This window comes from Burkholderia sp. 9775_39 (assembly GCF_015712225.1).
Lineage (GTDB): Bacteria > Pseudomonadota > Gammaproteobacteria > Burkholderiales > Burkholderiaceae > Burkholderia > Burkholderia cenocepacia.
In genome coordinates this window covers 1-25,614 of sequence record NZ_JACCQC010000012.1, presented here as the reverse complement: position 1 = coordinate 25,614, position 25,614 = coordinate 1, and the positions used below count along the sequence as shown (strand labels likewise).

At 66.9% G+C, this 25,614-nt stretch carries 24 protein-coding genes; 9 read left to right on the top strand and 15 right to left on the bottom strand.

Annotated features, from left to right (window positions below; genetic code table 11):
- Nucleotides 1–360: 360 nt before the first annotated feature.
- The gene (gene gabP / locus H0X90_RS17605; protein WP_006482059.1) at nucleotides 361–1,752 is read left to right on the top strand and encodes a GABA permease; all 1,392 of its coding nucleotides are present in this window, start codon (nucleotides 361–363) and stop codon (nucleotides 1,750–1,752) included.
- 253 nt (nucleotides 1,753–2,005) lie between these two features.
- Nucleotides 2,006–3,217 carry an MBL fold metallo-hydrolase gene (locus H0X90_RS17600; protein ID WP_077188955.1) on the top strand — a complete coding sequence of 404 codons (1,212 nt, stop codon included), beginning with the start codon at nucleotides 2,006–2,008 and terminating at the stop codon, nucleotides 3,215–3,217.
- 73 nt (nucleotides 3,218–3,290) lie between these two features.
- Here H0X90_RS17600 and ychF read toward each other — a convergent pair whose 3' ends face one another.
- Nucleotides 3,291–4,385, bottom strand: coding sequence for a redox-regulated ATPase YchF (gene ychF / locus H0X90_RS17595; protein ID WP_006482062.1), 1,095 nt, complete (start codon nucleotides 4,383–4,385; stop codon nucleotides 3,291–3,293).
- Nucleotides 4,386–4,631: 246 nt separating this feature from the next.
- Between ychF and H0X90_RS17590 the strand changes: the two genes are divergently transcribed.
- The 4 genes from H0X90_RS17590 (at nucleotide 4,632) to H0X90_RS17575 (ending at nucleotide 9,278) form a co-directional block, all read left to right on the top strand.
- Nucleotides 4,632–5,810, top strand: a complete 1,179-nt coding sequence (locus H0X90_RS17590) for a UbiH/UbiF family hydroxylase (RefSeq protein WP_069353438.1) — start codon at nucleotides 4,632–4,634, stop codon at nucleotides 5,808–5,810.
- 90 nt (nucleotides 5,811–5,900) lie between these two features.
- Nucleotides 5,901–6,629 (top strand): DsbC family protein, encoded by a 729-nt coding sequence (locus tag H0X90_RS17585; RefSeq protein WP_006482072.1) that lies wholly within the window; start codon nucleotides 5,901–5,903, stop codon nucleotides 6,627–6,629.
- Between the two features lie 105 nt (nucleotides 6,630–6,734).
- On the top strand, nucleotides 6,735–8,534 hold the full coding sequence (locus H0X90_RS17580) for a M61 family metallopeptidase (protein ID WP_060214734.1): 1,800 nt from the start codon (nucleotides 6,735–6,737) through the stop codon (nucleotides 8,532–8,534).
- A gap of 147 nt (nucleotides 8,535–8,681) precedes the next feature.
- Nucleotides 8,682–9,278 (top strand): FMN-dependent NADH-azoreductase, encoded by a 597-nt coding sequence (locus H0X90_RS17575; protein ID WP_006482079.1) that lies wholly within the window; start codon nucleotides 8,682–8,684, stop codon nucleotides 9,276–9,278.
- A gap of 124 nt (nucleotides 9,279–9,402) precedes the next feature.
- Here H0X90_RS17575 and H0X90_RS17570 read toward each other — a convergent pair whose 3' ends face one another.
- The 8 genes from H0X90_RS17570 to rpe all read right to left on the bottom strand — a co-directional run bounded on the left by H0X90_RS17570 (nucleotide 9,403) and on the right by rpe (nucleotide 16,738).
- Entirely contained in the window at nucleotides 9,403–10,320 is a 918-nt protein-coding gene (locus H0X90_RS17570) for a uracil-DNA glycosylase (RefSeq protein WP_006494393.1), read from the bottom strand.
- A 13-nt stretch (nucleotides 10,321–10,333) separates the two neighbouring features.
- Nucleotides 10,334–10,960 (bottom strand): CYTH domain-containing protein, encoded by a 627-nt coding sequence (locus H0X90_RS17565; RefSeq protein ID WP_006482076.1) that lies wholly within the window; start codon nucleotides 10,958–10,960, stop codon nucleotides 10,334–10,336.
- A complete protein-coding gene (gene trpC / locus H0X90_RS17560; protein ID WP_196438157.1) occupies nucleotides 10,960–11,745 on the bottom strand; it encodes an indole-3-glycerol phosphate synthase TrpC in 786 nt (261 codons plus the stop codon). Before trpC ends, H0X90_RS17565 begins: the two co-directional genes overlap by 1 nt.
- A gap of 28 nt (nucleotides 11,746–11,773) precedes the next feature.
- The gene (gene trpD, locus H0X90_RS17555) at nucleotides 11,774–12,805 is read right to left on the bottom strand and encodes an anthranilate phosphoribosyltransferase (protein WP_006482067.1); all 1,032 of its coding nucleotides are present in this window, start codon (nucleotides 12,803–12,805) and stop codon (nucleotides 11,774–11,776) included.
- A 13-nt stretch (nucleotides 12,806–12,818) separates the two neighbouring features.
- Entirely contained in the window at nucleotides 12,819–13,418 is a 600-nt protein-coding gene (locus H0X90_RS17550) for an aminodeoxychorismate/anthranilate synthase component II (protein ID WP_006482053.1), read from the bottom strand.
- Nucleotides 13,419–13,431: 13 nt separating this feature from the next.
- Nucleotides 13,432–14,925: an anthranilate synthase component I gene (gene trpE / locus H0X90_RS17545; RefSeq protein ID WP_006482077.1), complete on the bottom strand. Its 1,494-nt coding sequence runs from the start codon at nucleotides 14,923–14,925 to the stop codon at nucleotides 13,432–13,434.
- A 357-nt stretch (nucleotides 14,926–15,282) separates the two neighbouring features.
- Entirely contained in the window at nucleotides 15,283–16,047 is a 765-nt protein-coding gene (locus H0X90_RS17540; protein WP_006482056.1) for a phosphoglycolate phosphatase, read from the bottom strand.
- Nucleotides 16,048–16,051: 4 nt separating this feature from the next.
- Entirely contained in the window at nucleotides 16,052–16,738 is a 687-nt protein-coding gene (gene rpe / locus H0X90_RS17535; protein ID WP_006482066.1) for a ribulose-phosphate 3-epimerase, read from the bottom strand.
- 178 nt (nucleotides 16,739–16,916) lie between these two features.
- Here rpe and apaG point away from each other — a divergent pair, with 178 nt between their 5' ends.
- Entirely contained in the window at nucleotides 16,917–17,291 is a 375-nt protein-coding gene (apaG, locus tag H0X90_RS17530) for a Co2+/Mg2+ efflux protein ApaG (protein WP_006477037.1), read from the top strand.
- A 21-nt stretch (nucleotides 17,292–17,312) separates the two neighbouring features.
- Here apaG and H0X90_RS35765 read toward each other — a convergent pair whose 3' ends face one another.
- Entirely contained in the window at nucleotides 17,313–17,456 is a 144-nt protein-coding gene (locus tag H0X90_RS35765) for a hypothetical protein (RefSeq protein WP_006482075.1), read from the bottom strand.
- A 28-nt stretch (nucleotides 17,457–17,484) separates the two neighbouring features.
- On the opposite strand from H0X90_RS35765, the gene H0X90_RS17525 reads away from it, so the two are divergent.
- The gene (locus H0X90_RS17525; protein ID WP_049126219.1) at nucleotides 17,485–18,609 is read left to right on the top strand and encodes a murein transglycosylase A; all 1,125 of its coding nucleotides are present in this window, start codon (nucleotides 17,485–17,487) and stop codon (nucleotides 18,607–18,609) included.
- A gap of 254 nt (nucleotides 18,610–18,863) precedes the next feature.
- Here H0X90_RS17525 and paaK read toward each other — a convergent pair whose 3' ends face one another.
- The 5 genes from paaK to paaN all read right to left on the bottom strand — a co-directional run bounded on the left by paaK (nucleotide 18,864) and on the right by paaN (nucleotide 24,488).
- Nucleotides 18,864–20,162: a phenylacetate--CoA ligase PaaK gene (paaK, locus tag H0X90_RS17520; RefSeq protein WP_006491104.1), complete on the bottom strand. Its 1,299-nt coding sequence runs from the start codon at nucleotides 20,160–20,162 to the stop codon at nucleotides 18,864–18,866.
- A gap of 38 nt (nucleotides 20,163–20,200) precedes the next feature.
- The gene (gene paaI, locus H0X90_RS17515; RefSeq protein WP_034201056.1) at nucleotides 20,201–20,653 is read right to left on the bottom strand and encodes a hydroxyphenylacetyl-CoA thioesterase PaaI; all 453 of its coding nucleotides are present in this window, start codon (nucleotides 20,651–20,653) and stop codon (nucleotides 20,201–20,203) included.
- Between the two features lies 1 nt (nucleotide 20,654).
- Nucleotides 20,655–21,446 (bottom strand): 2-(1,2-epoxy-1,2-dihydrophenyl)acetyl-CoA isomerase PaaG, encoded by a 792-nt coding sequence (gene paaG / locus H0X90_RS17510; protein ID WP_077188957.1) that lies wholly within the window; start codon nucleotides 21,444–21,446, stop codon nucleotides 20,655–20,657.
- A gap of 45 nt (nucleotides 21,447–21,491) precedes the next feature.
- A complete protein-coding gene (gene pcaF / locus H0X90_RS17505) occupies nucleotides 21,492–22,694 on the bottom strand; it encodes a 3-oxoadipyl-CoA thiolase (RefSeq protein WP_077188958.1) in 1,203 nt (400 codons plus the stop codon).
- 87 nt (nucleotides 22,695–22,781) lie between these two features.
- The gene (gene paaN / locus H0X90_RS17500) at nucleotides 22,782–24,488 is read right to left on the bottom strand and encodes a phenylacetic acid degradation protein PaaN (RefSeq protein WP_077188959.1); all 1,707 of its coding nucleotides are present in this window, start codon (nucleotides 24,486–24,488) and stop codon (nucleotides 22,782–22,784) included.
- A gap of 129 nt (nucleotides 24,489–24,617) precedes the next feature.
- Here paaN and H0X90_RS17495 point away from each other — a divergent pair, with 129 nt between their 5' ends.
- Nucleotides 24,618–25,394 (top strand): enoyl-CoA hydratase, encoded by a 777-nt coding sequence (locus H0X90_RS17495; protein ID WP_006491102.1) that lies wholly within the window; start codon nucleotides 24,618–24,620, stop codon nucleotides 25,392–25,394.
- Nucleotides 25,395–25,614: the final 220 nt, after the last annotated feature.

Genomic DNA, 25,614 nt, shown 5'->3' with positions numbered 1-25,614 from the left:
GCGAGGCGCGGCCGAACCGGAGCAAGCGTTGCATCGGTTCGCATCGATGCAACGAGTGGTTCCATCGAAATGCTTCAATTGGTTCTTAGTGAAGAACCGTTTGATGCTTACACTCCTTCGCTTCGAAGGCGGCTGACGACAGCCGACGGAACGGGCGTACGCGATGCGCCGGCGCCCGGTGCGCCGCATCGCACCCGCAGCTTCGCAGACTGCGCGGACGACCCGGCCGGAACGGCCCCATCCGGCCCATGCCCGCGTGCGACGCACGCGCGGTCGCAGCCGGATTCAAGAACGACAACTCCCCGCGCCGCCTTCACGCGACACCCGGTCGTATCGGAACCGTTTTTTGGAGAGAGACAGATGAGTGGAAGCAACACAGGCCTCGGCACCGGCCTGAAGCAGCGTCACGTGACGATGATGTCGATTGCCGGCGTCATCGGCGCGGGCTTGTTCGTCGGCTCCGGCCACGCGATCGCGGAAGCCGGGCCGGCATCGATACTCGCGTATGCGATCGCGGGCGTGCTGGTCGTGCTGGTGATGCGCATGCTCGGCGAAATGGCCGTCGCGCATCCGGACAGCGGGTCGTTCTCGACCTATGCCGATCGCGCGATCGGCCACTGGGCCGGCTTCACGATCGGCTGGCTGTACTGGTGGTTCTGGGTGCTGGTGATCCCGATCGAGGCGACCGCCGCCGCGACCATTCTCAATGCGTGGTTCCCGGGCATCGCGACGTGGATCTTCGCGCTCGGCATCACGCTGCTGCTCACCATCACCAACCTCTTTTCCGTCAAGAACTACGGCGAATTCGAATTCTGGTTCGCGCTGATCAAGGTCGTCGCGATCGTCGTGTTCCTCTGCATCGGCGGCGCGGCGATCGTCGGCATCATTCCTGCGCCGTCCGTGTCGGGCGTGTCGAACCTGTTCGTGCACGACGGCTTCATGCCGCACGGCGCGAGCGCGGTGCTCGCGGCGATGCTCACGACGATGTTCTCGTTCCTCGGCACCGAGATCGTGACGATCGCGGCCGCCGAATCGGACAACCCGCAACGCCAGATCGTGCGCGCGACGAACTCGGTCATCTGGCGTATCACGCTGTTCTATCTCGGCTCGATCCTCGTCGTCGCGGCCATCGTGCCGTGGAACGACCCGCTGCTGCCCAAGCATGGCTCGTATCAGCGCGCGATGGAGCTGATCGGCATCCCGAACGCGAAGGCGATCATCGACGTGATCGTGCTCGTGTCGGTCGCGAGCTGCCTGAATTCGGCGCTGTACACCGCGTCGCGGATGCTGTTCTCGCTGTCCCGGCGCAAGGACGCGCCGGCCTTCCTGCATCGCACCGATTCGACCGGCACGCCGCGCGCGGCCGTGCTCGCGTCGACCGCGTTCGGTTTCCTGACCGTGATCGCGAACTACCTGATGCCGGAGCAGGTGTTCGGCTTCCTGCTCGCGACGTCGGGCGCGATCGCGTTGCTCGTGTATCTCGTGATCGCGATCTCGCAACTGCGGATGCGCAAGACGCTCGAAGCGGGCGGCGCCGACCTGACGCTGCGGATGTGGCTGTTCCCGTGGCTCACGTGGGCCGTGATCCTGTTCATCTGCGGCACGCTGACCGTGATGTTCGTCAGCGAGGAGCACCGGATGGAAGTCGGCGCGACGGCCGTGCTCGCGTTGATCGTGCTGTTCGCGTCGTGGCTGAACAAGCGTGGGCGCGATGCGCAGGCGAACGCCGGGCGGCGGGTGTCGGCGACGTGAGCGCGCGAGCGGCCGGATCCGATAGCACCTGAGTGATACGGCCCGGAAGTATCGTGGCCCGACCGGCGTGTGCCGGCCGGGCTTTTTTTGTTCATCAAGGATTACCGGGTAACGGCCCGGCCGGCGTCCGCTCAGACGGCCGCGTCGCGGTCGATTCATTCCTGCTGGGAGATAAATCATCGACAAGCGGGATATTTGTTACCGAGACGGTTTCATTTATTCTACGGGCTCACCACCAATCAAGAGTCCGACCATGTCGATCCGTCATCTGTTTTCTTCCGCACTCGCGGCGACTGCGCTGCTCGGCGCCGCATCCGCAAGCATCGCTGCCCCGCTGACCGTCGATGTCTACAATCCGGGCGCGCATGCGATCTTCCCGGTTTCGTCCGAAATCGTTTCGGGCAAGACCGAGGCGATCCTGATCGACGCCCAGTTCCAGCGCAACGACGCTCAGGCGCTGGTGAGCCGGATCAAGGCGAGCGGCAAGACGCTCAAGGCCGTCTACGTGAGCCACAGCGACCCCGACTATTACTTCGGGCTGGAAACCATTCACGCGGCGTTCCCGGATGCGAAGATCGTCGCGACGCCGCAGACCGTCGCCGCGATCGAGGCCAGCAAGGACGGCAAGCTCGCCTACTGGGGCCCGATCCTGAAGGACAACGCGCCGGCTTCGGTGATCGTGCCGCAGCCGCTCGACGGCAATACGCTGCGCGTCGACGGCGAGCCGCTGCGCATCGTCGGGCTCGACGGCCCGACGCCCGATCGCACGTTCGTGTGGATTCCTTCCGCGCGGACCGTGGTCGGTGGCATCCCGGTCGCCGCGAACATTCATGTCTGGATGGCCGACACGCAGACGCCGCTGTCGCACGCGAACTGGCTGGCGACGCTCGACCGGATCGATGCGCTGAAGCCGGCGCGCGTCGTGCCCGGCCACTTCCTGCCGAACCGCGACGGCAGCCAGCCGTTCACCACGGGCGTCGTGTTCACGCGGAATTACGTGAAGGCGTTCGACCAGGAAGCGGCGCGCGCGAAGGATTCGACGACGCTGATCGCGGCGATGGAGGCGCGCTACCCGGATCTCGGCGAGAAGCCGTCGCTCGAGCTGAGCGCGAAGGTTGCCAAGGGCGAGATGCAGTGGCCCGCGCCGGCGCCGTTCCCCGCGGCCGGCAAGACGGTGCGCGTGCAGTTCGGCGCTACCGCGTTCGACCTGGACTTCAAGGACGACAGGACGATGTCGTTCGTGGGCACGGCCGGCCAATTCAAGGGCGTGACGGATACGGTGCAGTACACGGCGCGCGAGGTCCGTCCGCAGGTGTACATGGTGTACTGGCATGAGCCGTCCACCGGCTCGAACGTCGTGCACGTCGAGGATTTCGAACGCGGCGCGGTGGATACGAACATCGCGATGAAGGACGGACAGTTCCTGCATATGTCCGGGACGCTGAAGGTCGTCGGTCGGGAATGAGTCGGTTTTCCGCCATCGAAAAGAAAAAGCCCGCATTCAGCGGGCTTTTTTACGCTCGATGCGACAGCAACGCTCAGACGTTGAACAGGAAGTTCATCACGTCGCCGTCGTGCACGACATATTCCTTCCCTTCCGCACGCATCTTGCCGGCTTCCTTCGCGCCTTGCTCACCCTTGTACGTGACGAAGTCGTCGAACGCGATCGTCTGCGCGCGGATGAAGCCGCGCTCGAAGTCGGTGTGGATCACGCCCGCCGCTTGCGGCGCGGTATCGCCGATGTGGATCGTCCACGCGCGCACTTCCTTCACGCCCGCGGTGAAGTAGGTCTGCAGGCCGAGCAGCTTGAAGCCTGCGCGGATCACGCGGTCGAGGCCCGGCTCTTCCATGCCCATGTCGGCAAGGAAGGCTTCCTTGTCCGCGTCGTCGAGATCGGCGATTTCCGCCTCGATCGCCGCGCATACGGCGACCACCGGCGCGTTTTCGCTTTCCGCGTACTTGCGCACCGCCTCGAGGTGCGGGTTGTTCTCGAAGCCGTCGTCCTTCACGTTGGCGACGTACATCGCCGGCTTCGCGGTGATCAGGCAGAACGGCTTGATCAGCGCCTGTTCGTCGTCCGACAGCGCGAGGCCGCGCACGGCCTTGCCCTGGTCGAGCTGCGCGCGCACCTTTTCGAGCACCGCGACGAGCTTCGCCGCTTCCTTGTCGTTGCCCGACTTCGCCGCCTTCGAATAGCGCGTGAGCGCCTTCTCGATGGTGCCGAGGTCGGCGAGCGCGAGTTCGGTGTTGATCACTTCGATGTCGTCGATCGGGCTGACCTTGCCGGCGACGTGAATGACGTTCTCGTCCTCGAAGCAGCGCACGACGTGCGTGATCGCGTCGGTTTCGCGGATGTTCGCGAGGAACTGGTTGCCGAGGCCTTCACCCTTGCTCGCGCCTGCGACGAGGCCCGCGATGTCGACGAACTCGACGACGGCCGGCACGACACGCTCCGGCTTGACGATCTCGGAGAGCGCTTTCAGGCGCGTATCCGGCACTTCGACGATGCCGACGTTCGGCTCGATCGTGCAGAACGGGTAGTTCTCGGCGGCGATGCCGGCCTTGGTCAGCGCATTGAACAGGGTGGACTTGCCGACGTTGGGCAAGCCGACGATGCCGCATTTGAGACTCATGGAATCCTTCGGACGGGTGAGGCGGCGCGGCCGGACAAGGCACGGCGGCGCGGGAAAAAAGGGCGGCCGGCGCGTGGAGCGCGGCGGGCCGACGGTCAAAGACGCTATTGTACCGTGCCGGCGGCCCGGATTCCGGGCTGGCGCCGAACGGCCGATGCGGCGGGCCGCCGCGCCGGCGCACCGGGCTGCGATTCTGCTGATTTCCCGCAAAGTCCGGCCGCGTAAGGGTTTGGCCCCGCGGCTATAATGCCCGCCATGACTGCCCACCACTCCTTCGACGTCGCCGTGGTCGGCGGCGGGCTCGTCGGCAAGACGGCCGCGCTCGCGCTGACCCAGTCCGGCTACAAGACCGCGTTGCTCGCCCAGCCGGCCACGCCGCGCCCCGCGGATCTCGCGTTCGACACGCGCGTCTACGCGCTGTCGTCCAGCTCGCAGGCGTTGCTCGAGCGGCTGCGGGTCTGGCAGGCGCTCGACCACAGCCGGCTCGCGCCCGTCTACGACATGCGCGTGTATGGCGATGCGCATGCCGAACTGCATTTCTCCGCGTATCAGGCGTCCGTGCCGCAGCTCGCATGGATTGCCGAATCGTCGCTGGTCGAGGCGTCGCTCGACGCCGCGCTGCGGTTCCAGCCGAACCTGACGTGGTTCGACGCGCGTGCGCAGGGCTTCGACGTGCGCGACGACGCGGCCGTGCTCACACTGTCGTCGGGACAGGTGCTCGAAGCCGATCTCGTCGTCGGCGCCGACGGCGCGCATTCGTGGGTGCGCTCCCAAATGGGGGCCAGGGTAGAGCGGCGCGACTACCGGCAAACGGGCGTCGTCGCGAATTTCAAGGCATCTTTGCCGCACCGCGAGACCGCGTACCAGTGGTTTCACGAAGGCGAGATCGTCGCGCTGCTGCCGCTGCCGGACGGCCACGTGTCGCTCGTGTGGTCCGCGCACACCGCGCACGCGGACGCACTGCTCGCACTCGATCCGGCGCAGCTCGCGGCCGAGGTGGAGCGCGTGTCGCACGGCCAGGTCGGCGCGCTCGAATGCGTGACGCCGGCCGCCGGCTTCCCGCTGGCGCTGCAGACGGTCGACAAGCTGATCGCGCCGCGCGTCGCGCTGGTCGGCGATGCCGCGCACCTGATCCACCCGCTCGCGGGGCAGGGGATGAACCTGGGATTGCGCGACGTCGCCGCGCTCGCCGATGCGATCGCGGGCAAGGAAAGCTTCCGCAACCTCGGCGATACGGTGCTGCTGCGCCGCTACGAGCGTTCGCGTCGGGAGGACATCCGCGCGCTGATGGTCGCGACCGACGGCCTGCAGCGGCTGTTCGCGGTGCCGGGCTCGCTCGCGAAGGCGGTGCGCAATGCGGGCATGGCGTTCGTCGGCGCGCAGTCGCTCGTGAAGCGCTGGCTCGTGTCGGCCGCGCTCGGCTGAGCGAACCTTCCGCCATCGCGCCGGTCGGAGACGGTTCCGTTACGGCGTACACTGTGCCGTGCACTCCGATTGAGCTGAAGGAAGATTTCAATGAAAAAAACGATCCGCATCGCATCGCTGGCGCTGGCCGTCACGATGGCGACGCTTGGCTGCACCGCGCAGGCCGACCAGACCACCGACAAGCTGAAGGCTACGCTGCAGGCCCGGCTGGGCAACGACGCGCCGATCAAGAGCGTGTCGAAATCGCCGGTTGCAGGCCTTTACGAAGTGAACCTCGGCTCGCAGATCATCTATAGCGACGCGGCGGGCGACTACGTGCTGCTCGGCGATCTCGTCGACGCGAAGACGCACAAGAACCTGACCGACGCCCGCCTGTCCGAAATCAACAAGATCGACTTCGCGAGCCTGCCGTTCGCGAATGCGATCAAGGTCGTCAAGGGCAACGGCGCCCGCAAGATCGCGGTGTTCTCCGATCCGAACTGTCCGTACTGCAAGAAGCTCGAGACGACGCTGCAGTCGGTCGACAACGTGACCGTCTACACGTTCCTGTATCCGGTGCTGTCGCCGGATTCGACCGCGAAGTCGAAGGCGATCTGGTGTGCGACCGACCGCGCGAAGACGTGGGAAAGCTGGATGCTCGACCACCGCGCGCCGTCCGGCGCCGGTACCTGCGATACCAGCGCGCTGGACAAGAACCTCGCGCTCGGCCGCGGGATGAACGTCACAGGTACGCCGACGATCTTCCTGCCGGACGGCCGCCGCCTGCCGGGCGCGGTATCGGCCGACCAGCTCAACCAGGCGCTCGCCTCGAGCAAGTAACCGACTGCACGCCGGGCGCATGGCCCGGCCAGCGAGGGGCGCCCGCATGATCTGCCGGCGCCTCTCTTCGTTTTCGCCGCCGTATTCGACCGACCGATTGCCACGATGACCCAGCCGATCCGCTATTCGATTGTCCCGAAAGATCTTGCCGCGCACCTGTTCGAAGTGACGGTGACGGTTGCCGATCCCGATCCCGAAGGCCAGCGTTTCTCGCTGCCGGTATGGATTCCGGGCAGCTATCTCGTGCGCGAGTTCGCGCGCAACATCGTGACGCTGCGTGCGTTCAACGACGCGGGACGCAAGGTGCGCATCGCGAAGACCGACAAGCACACGTGGCAGGCCGCGCCCGTGACCGGCGCGTTGACGCTGCGTTACGACGTGTATGCATGGGACCTGTCGGTGCGCTCCGCGTATCTCGACGAATCGGGCGGCTTCTTCAACGCGACGGCCGTGTTCCTGAGCGTCGCCGGTCGCGAGGACGCGCCGTGCGAAGTCGATATCGCGAAACCGGCCGGCGCGGCGTTCCGCACCTGGCGCGTCGGCACCGCACTGCCCGAAGCGGGCGGCACCCGGCGCTACGGTTTCGGCGCATATCGCGCGGCCAACTACGACGAGCTGTCCGACCATCCGGTGACGATCGGCGAATTCGCGCTCGCGACGTTCGACGCGCACGGTGTGCCGCACGACATCGTGATCGCGGGGCGCGTGACGCAGCTCGACCTGGAGCGGCTGCGCAACGACCTGAAGCGGGTGTGCGAGGCGCAGATCGCGTTGTTCGAGCCGAAGTCGAAGAAGGCGCCGATGGAGCGCTACGTGTTCATGACGCTCGCGGTCAGCGACGGCTACGGCGGCCTCGAGCATCGCGCGTCGACCGCGTTGATCTGCAACCGTACCGACCTGCCGGTGAAGGGGCGACCGGAAACGACGGAAGGCTATCGCACGTATCTCGGCCTCTGCAGCCACGAGTATTTCCACACGTGGAACGTGAAGCGCATCAAGCCGGCGGCGTTCGTGCCGTACGACCTCACCCGCGAGAACTACACGTCGCTGCTGTGGCTGTTCGAGGGCTTCACGTCGTATTACGACGACCTGATGCTGGTCCGCAGCGGGCTGATGTCGCAGGACGACTATTTCGCGGCGCTCGGCCGCACCGTGGGCGGCGTGCTGCGCGGCACGGGCCGGCTCAAGCAGAGCGTCGCGGAAAGCTCGTTCGACGCGTGGATCAAGTACTACCGTCAGGACGAGAACGCGACCAACGCGATCGTCAGCTATTACACGAAGGGCTCGCTCGTCGCGCTGGCGTTCGATCTCGCGATCCGCGCGCAGACGCGCAACCGCAAGTCGCTCGACGACGTGATGCGCCTGCTGTGGCAACGCTACGGCCGCGACTTCTATCGCGGCAAGCAGGCGGGCGTCGAGGAAAACGAAGTCGAGACGCTGATCGAAGAGGCGACGGGCGTCGCGCTCGGCCGCCTGTTCGCCGACGCCGTGCACGGCACGCGCGACCTGCCGCTCGCCGAACTGCTCGCGCCGTTCGGCGTGACGCTGACCCCCGACGTCGCGACCGGCGCGGCCGCGAAACCGACGATCGGCGCGCGCCCGCGCGGCGGCGCAGACTGCACGTTGGCGGCGGTCTACGAAGGCGGCGCCGCGCATCGCGCGGGGTTGTCGGCCGGCGACACGCTGATCGCGGTCGACGGCCTGCGCGTGACGGGTACGAACCTCGATGCGCTGCTGGCCCGCTACCGGCCGGGCGACAAGGTCGAGGTTCACGCGTTCCGCCGCGACGAGCTGCGTACCGCGAAGCTGAAGCTCGACGGTCCGGAAGTCACCCGCTACCGGCTGACGGCGGCCGCGAAGCCGGCTGCGGCCACGAAGGCCCGCGAAGCCTGGCTGAAGGGGTAAGCGGACGCACGCGGGTATCGGGGCGCGATCAAGGATTGTTCCGTTGTTGCAACAATCCGTCGCCCTGAACCCGCTTTTTCGCGGTCATATGGCCACGCACAATGGCGTCACTCGCGCTACTGAAGCGCAACCCCACTGGAGCCTGACATGACGACCATTCTGCAAATCAATTCCGCCGCGCGTTCGCAAGGTGCGCAATCCACGCTGCTGGCCAACGAACTGACGGCAAAGCTGCAACAATCGAATCCCGGCGCGAACGTCGTGGTTCGTGACCTGCTGGCCGATGCGCTGCCGCACCTCGACGAATCGGTGCTCGGCGCGTTCTTCACGCCGGCCGACAAGCGCACCGCGGAGCAGAATGCGATCGTCGCGAAGAGCGATGCACTGATCGCCGAACTGCAGGCTGCCGACATCATCGTGATCGGCGCGCCGATGTACAACTTCGGCGTCTCGTCGCAACTGAAGACGTATTTCGACTGGATCGCCCGCGCAGGCGTCACGTTCCGTTACACCGAGAACGGTCCGGAAGGCCTGATCAAGGGCAAGAAGGTTCACGTCGTGACGGCCCGCGGCGGCAAGTACCTCGGTACGCCGAACGACAGCCACACGCCGTACCTGCGTTCGTTCCTCGGCTTCATCGGCCTGACCGACGTGAATTTCATCCATGCGGAAGGCCTGAACCTCGGTCCGGATGCGCAAAGCGCCGCACTGGCCAGCGCACGCGAAGCGATCGCCGCCGCGTAACGCGCAAGCTCGACGCGGGTGCGACGCACCCGCTGCGTCGCCCGATAAAAAAACGCCGCGCCCCGAAAGGGACGCGGCGTTTTTGCATGCGGTGGGGTAGCTGGCGAACCGGCTGCCGAGGCCGTTACGCGAACGTTTCGGCCACGTCCGGCAGGCGCCAGTCGATCGGTGCGCGGCCCGCGCCGACCAGATAGTCGTTCGCGAGCGCGAAATGGCGGCAGCCGAGGAAGCCGCGGTGCGCGGACAGCGGCGACGGGTGCGGCGCCTCCAGCACGCAGTGTTCGCTCGGATCGAACAGCGCGCGCTTGGCCTGCGCATGTGCGCCCCACAGCATGAACACGAGCCCGCGATGGCGGTTGGCGAGTTCGCGGATCAGCGTGTCCGTGCATTGTTCCCAGCCGCGCTTCGCGTGGCTCGCGGCCGCGCCGCGCTCGACCGTCAGCACGGTGTTGAGCAGCAGCACGCCCTGCCGCGCCCACGTATCGAGGCAGCCGTGGCGCGGCGTGTCGTGACCGAAGTTCGCGGCGATTTCCTTGAAGATGTTGCGCAGCGACGGCGGCGTGCGCACGGCCGGCGGCACCGAGAACGCGAGGCCGTGCGCCTGCGGCGTGCCGCGATCGTCGCCGTGGTACGGGTCCTGGCCGAGGATCACGACCTTCACGTCGTCGGGATGCGTCAGGCGCAGCGCGCGAAACACGTCGGTCGGGTAGACCGTCTTGCCGGCCGCGCGCTCGTCGTCGACGAAGCGGCACAGCGGCGCGTACGCGTCGCTGTCGATGAACGGCTTCAGCACGTCGCGCCAGACGGCCGGCAGCGCGTCGAATTGCGCGGCGAGATGCGGTACGTCGGCGGCAACGGACTGCGGTGCCGCGGCGGCCGGGGTCGGCGCGGACGCCGGTGCGGCGGTTTTCTTCGCGGCTTTGCGCGCGGCCGCGGGCGGCTCGGAAGCCAGGGACGGAAGATCGGCCGGTGCCGTTTCCGGCACGGGATCGTCGAACAGCGACGCCTGTTGCGGCGCGCGGGAAGTCTTGCGGGTTGCCATGCGTGATGCGTGTTTATTGCGCGCGCAGCCGGTAGCCGCGCTGCGCCTTGCTGATATTTTCGGGAACGAGGCCCGGCAGCGCCTGCTGCAGTTCGGCGGCGAGCGTCGCGAGCGCCGTTTCCGGGCCGTCGATCAGTTCGAGTTCGATTTCGCTGATCGGTTCGCGGCGCGTGTCGCGCTCCGCCTGGACGACGATCTCGCCGAGGTCCACCGCGGCTTCGACCGTTGCGCCGCCGATTGCGATGCGCCACAGCGTACGCGAAAAATCCGTGCGGAACAGCGCGTACAGGGCGCCGGCCGCGTCATTCAGCGCGGCGGCGGCTTCCGGCACGTCGCAAGCCGCGACGAGCGCGTCGATTTCGAGCGCGTCGCCGGCGACCGGCAGTTCCCATTCGTGGCGGCGGTGCAGGCCGCCTTCCGCACTGCCGACGGTCTTGAACGTCTGCAGCCAGCCGTCCGGCGTGCGCCGCACGCGCACGGCGCTCTTCGAGCGCGCCAGCGCGAGATCGGGCGTGTCGTAATAGACGTTCGCGAGCGTGATCGCGTGGCCGGGTTCGCCGGTCAGCGTCTCGAAGAAGCGGCGCGCGGCGTCGGCCTGGCCGGCCGGCAGCGCGAGCTTGATTTCCTTTTCGATCGCCATCAGAAGAACATCCGTGCGAGTTCCTCGCCCGGCTGGTCGGCGCGCATGAACGCTTCGCCGACGAGGAACGTGTTCACGTTCGCCGCGCGCATCGTGTCGACGTCGGTGCGCGACAGGATGCCGGATTCGGTCACGACGATGCGGTCCGCCGGAATCATGTCGAGCATGTCGAGCGTGGTCTGGATCGACGTCTCGAACGTGCGCAGGTTGCGGTTGTTGATGCCGAGCAGCGGCGTCTTCAGCGTCAGCGCCTGTTCCATCTCGTGGCGGTCGTGTACTTCGACCAGCACCGCGAGCCCGAGCGAATGCGCATACGCTTCGAGATCCTGCATCAGCGGCGTGTCGAGCGCGGCGGTGATCAGCAGGATCGCGTCGGCGCCCATCGCGCGGGCTTCGACGATCTGGTATGCGTCGACGATGAAGTCCTTGCGCAGCACCGGCAGCGAGCAGGCCGCGCGCGCTTCCTCGAGATAGCGCACGCCGCCCTGGAAGAACTGCTCGTCGGTCAGCACCGACAGGCACGCGGCGCCGTGCGCCGCATACGAACGCGCGATGTCGGCCGGCACGAAATGCTCGCGCAGCACGCCTTTCGACGGGCTCGCCTTCTTGATTTCGGCGATCACGGCGGTGTTGCCGGCCGCATGCTTCGCCCGCAGCGCGCCGACGAAGTCGCGCAGGTCGCGCGCCGATGCGTCGAGTTTCAGTGCCTCGAGCGGCGTGCTGCGCATGGCCGCCGCGACTTCTTCGCGCTTGACGGCGATGATTCGGTCGAGAATGTCGCTCATGTGGGTTCCTGCTGGATTCGTAAGAGGGTCAGCGCTTGAACTGCTGCGTGAAGCGCACGAGTTCGTCGACTTTCGCGCGGGCCTTGCCGCTCGCGATCGCTTCGCGGGCGAGCTGGATGCCGTCCGCGATCGATTCGGCGACGTTCGCCGCATAGAGCGCGGTGCCCGCGTTCAGCGTGACGATCTCGCGCGCGACGCCCGGCTGGTTGTCCAGCGCGCCGAGCAGCATCGTGCGGGATTCGTCGGCATTTTCCACCTTCAGCGTGCGGTTCGACACCATCTGCAGGCCGAAGTCCTCCGGATGGATCTCGTATTCGTGCACCTTGCCGTCGCGCAATTCGCCGACGAGCGTCGCGGCGCCGAGCGATACCTCGTCCATCCCGTCCTTGCCGTACACGACGAGCACGTGCTGCGCGCCGAGGCGCTGCATCACGCGCACCTGGATGCCGACGAGGTCGGCGTGGAACACGCCCATCAGCTGGTTCGGCGCGCCGGCCGGATTGGTCAGCGGGCCGAGGATGTTGAAGATCGTGCGCACGCCGAGCTCGCGGCGCACGGCCGCGATGTTCTTCATCGCCGGGTGATGGTTCGGCGCGAACATGAAGCCCATGCCGGTTTCGGCGATCGACGCGGCGACCTGGTCCGACTGCAGGTCGATGTTCACGCCGAGCGCCTCGAGCACGTCGGCGCTGCCGGACTTGCTCGATACGCCGCGGTTGCCGTGCTTCGCGACCTTCGCGCCCGCGGCGGCCGTGACGAACATCGACGCGGTCGAGATGTTGAACGTGTGCGAGCCGTCGCCGCCGGTGCCGACGATGTCGACGAAGTTCGAGTTGTCCTGCACCTCGACGTGGTTCGCGAATTCGCGCATCACGGTCGCGGCGGCGGCGATCTCGCCGATCGTCTCCTTCTTCACGCGCAGCCCGGTGATGATCGCGGCCGCCATCACGGGCGACAGGTCGCCGCGCATGATCAGCCGCATCAGGTGCAGCATTTCGTCGTGGAAGATCTCGCGGTGCTCGATCGTGCGTTGCAGCGCTTCCTGCGGGGTAATCGTCATCGTGAGGCTCCCGTCAGGCGGTGGGCGCGGCCGCGCGGGCCGCTCCGCGCGTCTGCTTCAAGAAATTCTCGAGCAGCGCATGGCCGTGCTCGGACAGGATCGATTCCGGGTGGAACTGCACGCCTTCGACCGGCAGCGTCTTGTGGCGTACGCCCATGATTTCGCCGTCGTCGGTCCACGCGGACACCTCGAGGCAGTCGGGCAGCGATTCGCGCTCGATCGCGAGCGAGTGGTAGCGCGTCACGTCGAAATGCTTCGGCAGGTCGGCGAACACGCCGCGGCAGTCGGTTTCGATCCGGCTTACCTTGCCGTGCATGATGGTCTTCGCGCGCACCACGCGGCCGCCGAATGCCTCGCCGATCGCCTGGTGGCCGAGGCAGACGCCGAGGATCGGCTTCTTGCCCGCGAATTCGCGCAGCACGTCGAGCGTGATGCCCGCGTGCTGCGGATTGCTCGGGCCGGGCGACAGGCAGATCGCGTCGGGGTTCAGGCGCGCGATGTCGTCGAGCGTGATTTCGTCGTTGCGGTAGGTACGCACGTCCTCGCCGAGTTCGCCGAAGTACTGGACCAGGTTGTAGGTAAACGAGTCGTAGTTGTCGATCATGAGCAGCATGGTCAGTCTCCGGTCAGAAGTCGCTATCGAGGCCGTCCTGGACCTGTTCGGCCGCACGCAGCACCGCGCGCGCCTTGTTCTCGGTCTCTTGCCATTCGGATTCGGGCACCGAATCCGCGACGACGCCGGCCGCCGCTTGCACGTACAGGTTGCCGTTGTGGATCAGGCCCGTGCGGATCGCGATCGCGAGATCCATCTCGCCCGAGAACGACAGATAGCCGACCGCACCGCCGTACAGCCCGCGCTTGACCGGCTCGAGCTCGTCGATCAGTTCCATCGCGCGCACCTTCGGCGCGCCGGACAGCGTGCCGGCCGGGAAGGTCGCGCGCAGCACGTCGTAGTTCGTCATGCCGGGCTTCAGCTTGCCTTCGACCGAGCTGACGATGTGCTGCACGTGCGAGTACTTCTCGATGACCATCTGGTCGGTCACCTGCACCGAGCCGATTTCCGCGATGCGGCCGACGTCGTTGCGCGCGAGGTCGATCAGCATCACGTGCTCGGCGATCTCCTTCGGGTCGTTGAGCAGCTCGGTCGCGAGTTCCGCGTCGCGCTCGGGCGTGTTGCCGCGCGGGCGCGTGCCGGCGAGCGGGCGGATCGTGACGATCTGGTCTTCGCCGCGCTTTTCCTGGCGCACCAGGATTTCCGGCGATGCGCCGACCACGTGGAAATCGCCGAAGTTGTAGTAATACATGTACGGCGACGGATTCAGCGAACGCAGCGCGCGGTACAGCGACAGCGGATTGTCGCGGTACGGCTTCGTCAGCCGCTGGCCGACCTGGATCTGCATCAGCTCGCCGGCGGCGATGTATTCCTTGGCCTGGCGCACGGCGGCCAGATAGTCGTCCTTCTTGAATTCACGGAACGTCTCGGTGCGCACGCTCGCCGACGTGACGGGCGGCTGCACGGTCGTGCGCAGGCGCTGCTTCAGTTCGCGCAGGCGCTGTTTCGCCTTCGCATACGCTTCGGGCTGGCCCGGGTCCGCGTAGATGATCAGGTAGAGCTTGCCGGCGAGGTTGTCGATCACCGCGACTTCCTCGGTCAGCAGCAACTGGATGTCGGGCAGGCCGAGATCGTCGCGCGGCGCGGTGTTCGCGAGCTTCTTCTCGATGTAGCGCACCGCGTCGTAGCCGAAGTAGCCGGCGAGGCCGCCGCAGAAGCGCGGCAGGCCCGGGCGCTGCGCGACCTTGAAGCGCGCCTGGAACGATTCGATGAACTGGAACGGGTCGCCGTCGTGCGTCTCGACGACCTGGCCGTCGCGCACGACTTCCGACACACCGTTGCGGGTGCGCACGAGCGTGCGGGCGGGCAGGCCGATGAACGAATAGCGGCCGAAGCGTTCGCCGCCGACCACCGATTCGAGCAGGAACGAGTTGGCGCCCGCGCGTTCGGGCTGGGCCAGCTTCAGGTAGAGGGACAGCGGCGTTTCGAGATCGGCGAGGGCTTCCGCGATCAGCGGGATGCGGTTGTAGCCTTCGTTCGCGAGCGATTGGAATTCGAGTTCGGTCATGTTCCGGTCCTGTTCGGGACGAGCGGCGCGTGCGCCAGGGATCACTTGACGCTGCGCGGGTGGCCGTCGGCGAAAGGGCGGTCGATCGAGAAGTGCCTGTTGCCGGCCGGCACTCCGGGCGTGAACGTCGCGAGCCTGCGGCCGGTCCTGAACGCGAGCGTTCGGACGCGGTGGAACTCGAGGTGGTGCGACGGTCGGCGCGCGGATGCGCAGCGAGATAAAAAACGGCGCTGAAGACGTGCTTCAGCGTACCTCATCGAAGAGGTTAGCGCGACCAGCGACGCCAGGGCCAGGCTCCCCGGTCGATGCTGCTCAGACTCCGTTTTTTATTCAGAAACATGCGGATGGAAGAAATAATCAGATGGTTGGCCGGCCGGCGTTGTGCGCGGAAATTGCGCGAGCCGCGACCAGCAACGAATCGACTATACCATCCGAATTTATCGTTTGTATAGCTTTGCCGTGGTTGTAGCCGTACGGCACCGTCAGCGTCGCCATCCCGGCCGCGCGGCCCGCCAGCGCATCGTTTTCCGAGTCGCCGATCGCGACCGCGGCGTCCGGCGCGACGCCGAGCGCGTCGCAGGCCGTCAGCATCGGCAGCGGGTCGGGCTTCTTGCGCGCGACGCTGTCGCCGCCCAGCACGATGCCGAAGCAGCCGGCCAGCCCGTATTGTTCGAGCAGCTCGACCGCGAAGCGGTGCGGCTTGTTCGTCACGCACGCGAGCCGGATGCCGGCCGCGCGCAGTGCATCGAGGCCGGCTGCCACGTCAGGATAGAGGCGCGTGTGGCGGCCGTTGATCTTCGCGTATTCGCTCTGATAGATCGCCAGTGCGTCGTCGAAGCGCGCATGCGCTTCGTCGGCCGGGAAGCGCGGCTTCAGCACGCTCTGGATCAGGTGTTCGGAGCCCTTGCCGACGTAGCCGATCACTTCGTCGCGCGACGTGGCCGGCGCGCCGAGCTGCGCGAGCATCCCGTTCAGGCCGGCCGTGAAATCGTCGGCGGTATCGACCATCGTGCCGTCGAGGTCGATCAGCGCGGCGTCGATGCGCGGCGCGGCAAAGCGGATCGGGGCCGCGTCCGTGGCGGCCTCGGCCGGCGCGCGGCCGGCGAACGACGAGTCGGCCACGGCGTCAGCTCCGTTCGACGGTCGCGAGCGCCGCGCGCATCTCGTCGATCACCTTGCGGTAGTCGGGCTTGCCGAAGATCGCCGAACCCGCGACGAACGTGTCCGCGCCGGCCGCCGCGATTTCCGCGATGTTGTCGGCCTTCACGCCGCCGTCGACCTCGAGCAGGATCTCGCGGCCCGTGCGCTCGGTGTACGCGTCGATGCGCGCACGCGCCTCGCGCAGCTTGTTCAGCGTTTCCGGAATGAACGACTGGCCGCCGAAGCCGGGGTTCACCGACATCAGCAGCACGAAGTCGAGGCGGTCCATCACGTGGTCGAGGTAGTTCAGCGGCGTGGCCGGATTGAACACGAGACCGGCCTTGCAGCCGTGGTCGCGGATCAGCGACAGCGTGCGGTCGATGTGATCGGAGCCTTCCGGGTGGAAGCTGATCAGATTCGCGCCGGCCTTCGCGAAATCGGGCACGATCCGGTCGACCGGGCGCACCATCAGGTGCACGTCGATCGGCACCTGCACGTGCGGGCGGATCGCCTCGCAGACGAGCGGGCCGATCGTCAGGTTCGGCACATAATGGTTGTCCATCACGTCGAAGTGAATCCAGTCGGCGCCGGCGGCGACCACGTTGCGGACTTCTTCGCCGAGCCGTGCAAAGTCGGCCGACAGGATGCTGGGAGCGATGCGGAATTGAGTCATGACAGGGGAGCGGGGGACGTTGCGGCGCAAAACCGTCATTCTACCGTCCGGCGACCCGGCGCGCGGCGGCAGGCCGTGCGGTTGCGGCCCGATTGCGCATAGAATGCCGAACCAATGCGGCGCGCCCGCGGCCCGGCCGCTCGAGTCGGCGCGCGCGGTTACCTAGAGCGGACACACCATGAGTCAGTATCAGTTCACCGTTTCGGTGAAAACCAGCTACTTGCCGGAACAATCCGACCCCGATCACCGTCAATACGCATTCGCGTACACGCTGACGATCCGCAATACCGGACAGGTCGCGGCGCAACTGATCGCCCGTCACTGGATCATCACGGACAGCGAGAGCCACGTGCAGGAAGTGAAGGGGCTCGGCGTCGTCGGGCACCAGCCGCTGCTGCAGCCGGGCGAGCATTTCGAATACACGAGCTGGGCCGTGATCGCGACGCCGGTCGGCACGATGCGCGGTGCGTACTTCTGCGTGGCGGAAGACGGCGAGCGTTTCGAGGCGCCGGTCGACGAGTTCGCCCTGCACATGCCGCGCACGCTGCATTGAGCGTGCAGTGTGCGACGGGCGTCAGCGCGGCTGGCGGTCGTTGTGGCGGGCCTGCTTCTTTCTGCCCGACGACGTCCACACGACGATGAAGATCAGCAGGGCAAGCGCTACGAAGGCTTCGAGCGCGAAGATGAGCATCGGATATTGGTCGAGAAAATCTGACATGGCGGTTTCCATCAAGAACGGACATTGTATGTGGTTTGGGCCCCGGCTGGCCGGGTGGATGGCCGCCGCCGCGGCGGCGGCGCTGCTCGCGGCGTGCGGTGGTGCGCCGACGCGGACCTCCGCGCTGAAGCCGCCGACCGGCGCGGCGATCGTGCCGGGGCAGGTCGCCGCGAAGCGGCTCACGCCGGTCGCGTGGCAGCAGGTGCCGGGCTGGCAGGACGATTCGTTGATCGGCGCGACGGCCGCGCTGCGGCAGAACTGCGCGCGGCTCGCGCGCCAGCCGGCCTGGGCGCGCGCTTGCGCGGCCGCCGACCGGCTCGACGAACTCGACGTCAGCAGCGCCCGCACTTTCTTCGAAACGTATTTCACGCCGTTCCAGCTCGCGAATACCGACGGTACGCTCGACGGGCTCGTGACCGGCTATTACGAGCCGCTGCTGCACGGTTCGCGCGTGCGCCGCGGCCCGTATCAGTACGCGCTCTATCGCTGGCCGGCCGGCTATCGCGCGGGCGCCCCGCTGCCGGCACGCGCGCAGCTCGAGCGCGCCGGCATCCTGAACGGCAACGAACTCGTGTGGGTCGACGATCCGATCGAGGCGTTCTTCCTGCAGGTGCAGGGCTCGGGTCGCGTGCTGCTCGACGACGGTTCGGTGATGCGGGTCGGCTTCGGCGGCACCAACAACCAGCCGTACCGTTCGATCGGCAAGTGGCTGCTCGATCGCGGCGAGCTGACGCCCGCGCAGGCAACGATGCAGGGCATCAAGGCGTGGGCGAAGGCGAACCCGACGCGCGTCGACGCGCTGCTCGACACGAATCCGCGCTTCGTGTTCTTCCGCGACATGCCGACCAAGGAAGATGCGCCGCATGGCGGCGCGGACGGTCCGATCGGCGCGCTCGGCGTGCCGCTGACGCCGGAGCGCTCGATCGCGGTCGATCCGTCGTCGATCCCGCTCGGCACGCCGGTGTTTCTGCAGACCACGCGTCCGCTGACGAATACGCCGATGAACCGGCTCGTGTTCGCGCAGGATACGGGCTCGGCGATCAAGGGGGGCGTGCGGGCCGACTATTTCTGGGGGCTCGGCGACGATGCGGGTGATCAGGCTGGCCGGATGAAGCAGGTCGGCCGGATGTGGCTGCTGTTCCCGAATTCGTGATTCGGGATGACGCGGGCTGCACGGAGGAGGCGGTCTGTGCATGAGCCGCGGGGTTCGTGGCGTGTCTCGGGTGCGTGGCGCATGCCGACGGTCTGATCGCGGGTGTGGCCCTGTGATTTAGGTTCGCGTGATGCAGCGATGTCGCGTCGAACGACGCTTTGGAATTGAAACAGCCCGATCGGTGTTGGCCGATCGGGCTGTTTCATTTGCCGGCACGGATTCGCCGTTGGGCGACGTACAGGTGGCGAGCGACCTCAGCCCTTGCGCTTGTCGACGACCCGGCGCGCCTTGCCGACCGACCGCTCGATGCCGTTCACGGGCAGCACGTTGATCACGGCCGTCACGCCGATCAGCGACTTGATGTCGTACGCGAGCGCCTGTTTTGCCACCTGGATCGCCGCGGTGTCGGGCGCGGTTTCCGGGCAGGGTTCGACGTTGAGCGTCAGCACGTCGAGCGGGCCTTCCTTCGTCAGCACGATCTGATAGTGCGGCGCGAGCGCGCGCTGCTTGAGCAACTGTTCCTCGATTTGCGTCGGGAACACGTTGACGCCGCGCACGATCATCATGTCGTCCGACCGGCCGGTGATCTTCTCCATCCGGCGCATCGTCCGGGCGGTGCCCGGCAGCAGGCGCGTGAGGTCGCGCGTGCGATAGCGGATGATCGGCAGCGCTTCCTTCGTCAGCGACGTGAACACGAGCTCGCCGAGTTCGCCGTCCGGGAGCACTTCGCCGGTTTCCGGATCGATGATTTCCGGATAGAAGTGATCTTCCCAGATGGTCGGGCCGTCCTTGGTCTCGACGCATTCGGACGCCACGCCGGGGCCCATCACTTCGGACAGTCCGTAGATGTCGACTGCGTCGATGCCCATCCGCTGTTCGATGGCGACGCGCATGTCGTTGGTCCACGGCTCCGCGCCGAAGATGCCGATGCGCAGCGAGCTTTGCACGGGATCGAGGCCCTGGCGCTCGATCTCGTCGGCGATCGACAGCATGTAGCTCGGCGTGACCATGATGATGTCGGGCCGGAAATCCTGGATCAGCTGTACCTGCTTTTCGGTCTGGCCGCCGCCGAACGGGATCACGGTGAGGCCCGCGCGTTCTGCGCCGTAGTGCGCGCCGAGCCCGCCCGTGAACAGCCCGTAGCCGTAGCTGACGTGCACCTTGTCGCCGCGGCGTGCGCCGGCGGCGCGGATCGAGCGGGCGACGAGATTCGCCCACGTATCGATGTCGGCAGCCGTATAGCCGACGACCGTCGGCTTGCCGGTCGTGCCCGACGACGCGTGGATGCGCGAGATCCGGTCCTGCGGCACCGCGAACATCCCGAACGGATAGCTGTCGCGCAGGTCGCCCTTGGTCGTGAACGGGAAGCGCGACAGGTCGGCGAGCGTCTTCAGGTCGTCCGGATGCACGCCGGCTTCGTCGAACTTGCGGCGATAGACGGGCGAGTGATCATACGCATGCCGGAGCGACCACTTGAGGCGCTCGAGCTGCAGCGCGGTCAGCTCGTCGCGTGAGGCGGTCTCGATCGGCTCGAGCGGTAGCGGGGTAGTCATGCATGTCTCCAGTGTTTGTTATGGGCGAGCCGTCGACGTCAGCGGTCTTCCGGGATGACCGTGCCCTTGATCTGGGCGGATTTGCCGCGAAACATCGCGACCGTGTCGCCTGTCTGGTTCGTGACGCGGATGTCGTAGATGCCGTGGCGGCCGGCGCGCGCCTGCTCGATCGCCTCGGCCGTCAGCACGTCGCCGCCGTGCACGGGGCGCAGGAATTCGATCGAGCAGCCGGCCGCGACCGCATTCAGGTTGTACGAGTTGCACGCGAACGCGAACGTCGAATCGGCGAGCGTGAAGATGATCCCGCCGTGGCAGGTCTGGTGCCCATTCAGGAATTCGGGTCGCACGCGCATCTGCAGGCGGGCGTAGCCCGCGCGTACTTCGGCGATCTCCATGCCGAACGCGCGGCTGCAGGCGTCGGCGTCGTACATGGCCTGCGCGGTTGCGCGGGCGAGCGCATCGGGGGCGAGCGTGGCGGTGGCGTTCGTCATGTCAACGTCCCTCGAAGCGCGGTGTGCGCTTCCCGATGAAGGCCTGCACGCCTTCCGCATAGTCGTGCGACTGGCCGAGCTTGCGCTGCAGGTCGCGTTCCAGGTCGAGCTGCTGATCGAGCGTGTTCGTGACGCTGTCCCGCATCGACTGCTTGATCGATGCGATGGCGAGCGTCGGCTGCTGCGCGAGCTGGGTGGCGAGCTGGCGGGTTGTCGCGACGAGCGCTTCGTCGTCGACCGCACGCCAGATCAGGCCCCACTGTTCGGCCTGTTCGGCGCCGAGCTTGTCGCCGGTCAGCGCGAGCCCCAGCGCGCGTGCCATGCCGACGCGTTGCGGCAGGAACCACGTGCCGCCCGAATCGGGCACGAGCCCGATCTTGACGAAGGCCTGGATGAAACTGCTCGAACGGGCGGCAAACACCAGATCGCACGCAAGTGCGAGATTCGCGCCGGCGCCGGCGGCCGTGCCGTTGACGGCCGCGATCACCGGAATCGGCAGACGCTGCAGGCGGCGGATCAGCGGATTGAAATGCTCGTCGATCAGCGTGCCGAGATCGGTGGACGCGCCCGGCGTGAAGTCGAGGTCGGCCAGATCCTGGCCCGCGCAAAAGCCGCGGCCCGCACCCGTCAGAATCAGCGCACGCGCGTCGGCCGCCTCGACTTCATTGAGCGCCGACTGCAGTTCGCGATGCATCGCCCGCGTGAAGCTGTTCAGCTTGTCGGGCCGGTTGAGCGTGATCGTGGCCACGCCCGCGGCCTGATCGATATCCAGCTGGATCGCCTGATAGGACATGCAGTGTCTCCTTCATGACTTCGTTATAGGCGGACGGTGCGTGGGTTACACGCGTTCGATCGCGATCGCGATGCCCTGGCCGACGCCGATGCACATCGTACAGAGCGCGAACCGGCCGCCGGTGCGCTCGAGTTGATGGAGCGCCGTGGTGACGAGCCGGGCGCCCGATGCGCCGAGCGGGTGGCCGAGCGCGATCGCACCGCCGTTCGGGTTCACGCGCGGATCGTCGTCGGCGACGCCGAGCATGCGCAGCACGGCGAGACCTTGCGACGCGAACGCCTCGTTCAGTTCGATCACGTCGAACTGGTCGATGCGCATCCCGAGCTGGTGCAGGAGTTTCTGCGTGGCCGGCGCGGGACCGATGCCCATCACGCGCGGCTCGACGCCGGCGGTCGCCATGCCGACGACGCGCGCGCGGCGGCGCAGGCCATACTGGTCGGCCGCCTGCGCATTGGCGAGCAGCAGCGCGCAGGCGCCGTCGTTCACGCCCGACGCGTTGCCGGCCGTCACCGAGCCGTCCGGGCGCACGACGCCCTTCAGCTTCGCAAGCGCCTCGAGCGACGTTTCGCGCGGATGCTCGTCACGCGACACGACGATGGCATCGCCTTTCTTCTGCGGAATCGTGACCGCGACGATTTCTTCGGTGAGCGTGCCGTCCTGCTGCGCCCGCGCGGCTTTCTGCTGGCTGCGCAGTGCGAACAGGTCCTGATCCGCGCGGCTGATGTCGTAGTCGAGCGCGACGTTCTCGGCCGTCTCCGGCATCGAATCGACGCCATACAGCTGCTTCATCAGCGGATTGACGAAGCGCCAGCCGATCGTCGTGTCGAAGATGTCGGCCTGGCGCGCGAACGCGCTCGCGGCCTTGCCCATCACGAACGGTGCGCGCGTCATGCTCTCGACGCCGCCAGCAATCATCAGACGTGCTTCACCTGCCTTGATCGCGCGCGCGGCCGTGCCGACCGCGTCCATCCCGGAGCCGCACAGCCGGTTCAGCGTCGTGCCGGGCACGGCAGTGGGCAGGCCCGCCAGCAGCGCCGACATGCGTGCCACGTTGCGGTTGTCCTCGCCGGCCTGGTTCGCACAACCGTAGACCACGTCGTCGATCGCCGCCCAGTCAACGTCGCGGTTGCGCTCGATCAGCGCCTTGAGCGGCACCGCGCCGAGGTCGTCGGCACGGACATCTTTCAGGGCGCCGCCGTAGCGGCCGATGGGGGTGCGAATCGCATCGCAGATGTAGGCGTCTGTCATGGGCGTATCGATGAGTGACGAACCCGCCGGGTGGCGGATTCGTTCATGGTAGAGAACATGGCGGCGTTTGCACGTCGGCCAATCGGGTTATGCCGTCTGGCCGGCTTCCGCAGGTACCGCCTTCGGGGCAACATGGACGCGGCTTTGCACCACGCGGAACCGGTTGGCGACGAATGCCGGATCGGCCAGCGCGGCGTTGGCCGCCGGGTTCGCGCCCGTGCCGTGGAAGTCGGAGAACGCGGCTGACTGGTTGACGAATACGCCGCCCGTGAGGTTGATCGACAGCGCGACGCCGCCACGCACCGCCGCGTCGTGCGCGGCATCGACGATCGCGTCGTCGGTGCTGTAGACGGAGAGGGTCAGTGCGCCATGCTCGGCGGCGATTTCACCGGCCAGGTCGAGCGACTGGGCAGTCGAGTCGGTCGAGATCACGAACGAGATCGGGCCGAACCACTCCTGCGTGAATTTCTCGCGGTCGGCCACGTCGAGTTGCAGCACGAGCGGTGTGCGCACGCGCGCATCGGGGAACGCGGGGTGCTGGAGGGTCTGGCTGTCGGCGAGCACGCGGCCGAGCTTGCGTGCGTCGTCGATGCGCGCGGTCACGCCGTCGTTCTGGATCGCGCCGATCAGTTCGACCGAGCGTGCCGGGTCGCCGGTGAGTTTCTGCACGGCAACCGCGATGGCTTGCGCGACTTCGTCGAAGCTCGCGTGGCCATCGGCCGTCCGGATGCCGTCGCGCGGCACGTAGATGTTCTGCGGTGCGGTGCACATCTGGCCGGAGTACAGCGCCAGCGAGAACGCGATGTTCTTGGCGGCGGCCTTCAGATCGTCGGTCGAATCGATCACGATCTGGTTGACGCCGGCTTTTTCGGTGTAGACCTGTGCCTGATGGGCATGGCGTTCGAGCCACGTGCCGTTCTGCGTGCTGCCGGTGAAGTCGATCAGCTTGATCTCGGGGCGCAGCGCGAGCTCCTGGACCAGCGCGCCGTCGTTGGGCTCGGTCGCCAGCAGCGTGACGACGTTCGGATCGAACCCGGCTTCGCGCAGCACGTCGCGGGCGATCCGCACCGTGATGGCGAGCGGCAGGATCGCGCCCGGGTGCGGTTTGACGATCACGGTATTACCGGTTGCCAGGTCGGCGAACAGGCCGGGGTAGCCGTTCCAGGTCGGGAACGTGCAGCAGCCGAGCACGAGGCCCGTGCCGCGCGGCACGATCGTATAGCGCTTGTGCATCGCGAGCGGCGGGTTCTTGCCTTGCGGCTTTTCCCAGTGCGCATCGGCCGGGATGCGGCGCAGCTCGTCCCACGCATAGGCGACCGCTTCGAGGGCGCGGTCCTGCGCGTGTGGGCCGCCGGCCTGGAACGCCATCATGAAGGCTTGCCCGGTGGTGTGCATCACGCTGTAGGCAATTTCGAAGCTTGCGCGGTTCAGGCGCGCCAGGATTTCGAGGCTGACGCCGACCCACGCGCTCGGGCCAGCTTCGCGCCACGTGCGTTGCGCGGCGGCGGCAGCAGCGATCAGTGCGTCGGGCGTCGATTTCGGGTACCGGACGCCCAGCGCGATGCCGTACGGCGAGCGCTCGGCGCCGACCGTTTCACCGGTCGCCGGCTGGTCGAGTACGAAGGTCGTGTCGAGGTGCGACTTGAACGCGGCCTCACCGTCCGCGCTTGCGCTTTCCCCGTACACTTTGGGGCTCGGCGTTTCGGCGAACGGGCTCCAGTACCCGCGGCTCTCGATGGCGGCGAGTGCGTGTTTCAGCGTGTCTTCGTGCTTCGTGAACAGGGCATGGGTCATGGCGGCGGCCTGATGAACGTTGAGAGGGATTGGATCGATTAATTAACCGACCGGTTGGTCGGAGAATGGTAGCATCAAACTATTCGCATGTGCGAGGCGTTTCTCATTTCATTGATCGAGGAGAAATAGATGGCTTACGAGAACATCCTGGTGGAGACCCGGGGGCGTGTCGGTCTGGTGACGCTGAACCGTCCGAAGGCGCTGAATGCGCTGAACGATGCGCTGATGGATGAGCTGGGCGCCGCGCTGAAGGCGTTCGATGCGGACGACGACATCGGCGCGATCGTCGTGACCGGGAGCGAAAAGGCGTTCGCGGCCGGTGCGGACATCGGCATGATGGCGACCTACTCCTATATGGATGTCTATCGGGGCGACTACATCACGCGCAACTGGGAGACGGTCCGCGAGATCCGCAAGCCGATCATTGCCGCGGTTTCGGGCTTTGCGCTGGGCGGTGGCTGCGAGCTGGCAATGATGTGCGACATCATTTTCGCGGCGGACACGGCCAAGTTCGGTCAGCCGGAAATCAAGCTGGGCGTCATGCCGGGGGCGGGCGGCACGCAGCGTTTGCCGCGCGCGGTATCGAAGGCGAAGGCGATGGACATGTGCCTGACCGCGCGCTTCATGGACGCTGTCGAAGCGGAGCGTGCCGGGCTCGTGTCACGCGTGCTGCCCGCCGACAAGCTGCTCGACGAGGCGATTGCCGCCGCCACCACGATCGCCGAGTTTTCGTTGCCGGCAGTCATGATGGTCAAGGAGTCGGTGAACCGCGCGTACGAGACGACGCTGGCTGAAGGCGTTCACTTCGAGCGCCGGCTGTTCCATTCGCTGTTCGCAACCGAAGATCAGAAGGAAGGGATGGCGGCATTCGTCGAGAAGCGGAAGCCGGTCTTCAAGCACCGCTGATCGACTGGCGTCGGTCGGGTGTCCGGTGGCTGGCCTGCACCGGTTATCGGCGTGATCGCCTTGCCCCGTTCATCAAAAGCCTCCGTGCGCGGTAGCGCACGGAGGCTTTTTCAAACTTTCTTCACAAAGCGCTTGCATGGATGGGGGCAGGTGCTTAGAATCACGCCTCTTTCGCGCTAACGGAAACGCGGCGCGGGAGGAAGGGAAGCAGTGCCGTTGG

Excerpts from the sequence above, each read along its gene's own strand:
- H0X90_RS17580 (WP_060214734.1), top strand. The coding sequence starts at position 6,735 with ATGACCCAGCCGATCCGCTATTCGATTGTCCCGAAAGATCTTGCCGCG.
- trpC (WP_196438157.1), bottom strand. The coding sequence starts at position 11,745 with ATGAGCGACATTCTCGACCGAATCATCGCCGTCAAGCGCGAAGAAGTC.
- H0X90_RS17600 (WP_077188955.1), top strand. The coding sequence starts at position 2,006 with ATGTCGATCCGTCATCTGTTTTCTTCCGCACTCGCGGCGACTGCGCTG.
- pcaF (WP_077188958.1), bottom strand. The coding sequence starts at position 22,694 with ATGACAGACGCCTACATCTGCGATGCGATTCGCACCCCCATCGGCCGC.
- H0X90_RS17525 (WP_049126219.1), top strand. The coding sequence starts at position 17,485 with ATGTGGTTTGGGCCCCGGCTGGCCGGGTGGATGGCCGCCGCCGCGGCG.
- paaK (WP_006491104.1), bottom strand. The coding sequence starts at position 20,162 with ATGACTACCCCGCTACCGCTCGAGCCGATCGAGACCGCCTCACGCGAC.
- H0X90_RS17575 (WP_006482079.1), top strand. The coding sequence starts at position 8,682 with ATGACGACCATTCTGCAAATCAATTCCGCCGCGCGTTCGCAAGGTGCG.
- H0X90_RS35765 (WP_006482075.1), bottom strand. The coding sequence starts at position 17,456 with ATGTCAGATTTTCTCGACCAATATCCGATGCTCATCTTCGCGCTCGAA.
- apaG (WP_006477037.1), top strand. The coding sequence starts at position 16,917 with ATGAGTCAGTATCAGTTCACCGTTTCGGTGAAAACCAGCTACTTGCCG.
- H0X90_RS17590 (WP_069353438.1), top strand. The coding sequence starts at position 4,632 with ATGCCCGCCATGACTGCCCACCACTCCTTCGACGTCGCCGTGGTCGGC.
- trpD (WP_006482067.1), bottom strand. The coding sequence starts at position 12,805 with ATGACGATTACCCCGCAGGAAGCGCTGCAACGCACGATCGAGCACCGC.
- paaN (WP_077188959.1), bottom strand. The coding sequence starts at position 24,488 with ATGACCCATGCCCTGTTCACGAAGCACGAAGACACGCTGAAACACGCA.
- H0X90_RS17550 (WP_006482053.1), bottom strand. The coding sequence starts at position 13,418 with ATGCTGCTCATGATCGACAACTACGACTCGTTTACCTACAACCTGGTC.
- gabP (WP_006482059.1), top strand. The coding sequence starts at position 361 with ATGAGTGGAAGCAACACAGGCCTCGGCACCGGCCTGAAGCAGCGTCAC.
- trpE (WP_006482077.1), bottom strand. The coding sequence starts at position 14,925 with ATGACCGAACTCGAATTCCAATCGCTCGCGAACGAAGGCTACAACCGC.
- H0X90_RS17570 (WP_006494393.1), bottom strand. The coding sequence starts at position 10,320 with ATGGCAACCCGCAAGACTTCCCGCGCGCCGCAACAGGCGTCGCTGTTC.
- ychF (WP_006482062.1), bottom strand. The coding sequence starts at position 4,385 with ATGAGTCTCAAATGCGGCATCGTCGGCTTGCCCAACGTCGGCAAGTCC.
- H0X90_RS17565 (WP_006482076.1), bottom strand. The coding sequence starts at position 10,960 with ATGGCGATCGAAAAGGAAATCAAGCTCGCGCTGCCGGCCGGCCAGGCC.
- H0X90_RS17585 (WP_006482072.1), top strand. The coding sequence starts at position 5,901 with ATGAAAAAAACGATCCGCATCGCATCGCTGGCGCTGGCCGTCACGATG.
- paaG (WP_077188957.1), bottom strand. The coding sequence starts at position 21,446 with ATGTCCTATCAGGCGATCCAGCTGGATATCGATCAGGCCGCGGGCGTG.
- H0X90_RS17495 (WP_006491102.1), top strand. The coding sequence starts at position 24,618 with ATGGCTTACGAGAACATCCTGGTGGAGACCCGGGGGCGTGTCGGTCTG.
- paaI (WP_034201056.1), bottom strand. The coding sequence starts at position 20,653 with ATGACGAACGCCACCGCCACGCTCGCCCCCGATGCGCTCGCCCGCGCA.
- rpe (WP_006482066.1), bottom strand. The coding sequence starts at position 16,738 with ATGACTCAATTCCGCATCGCTCCCAGCATCCTGTCGGCCGACTTTGCA.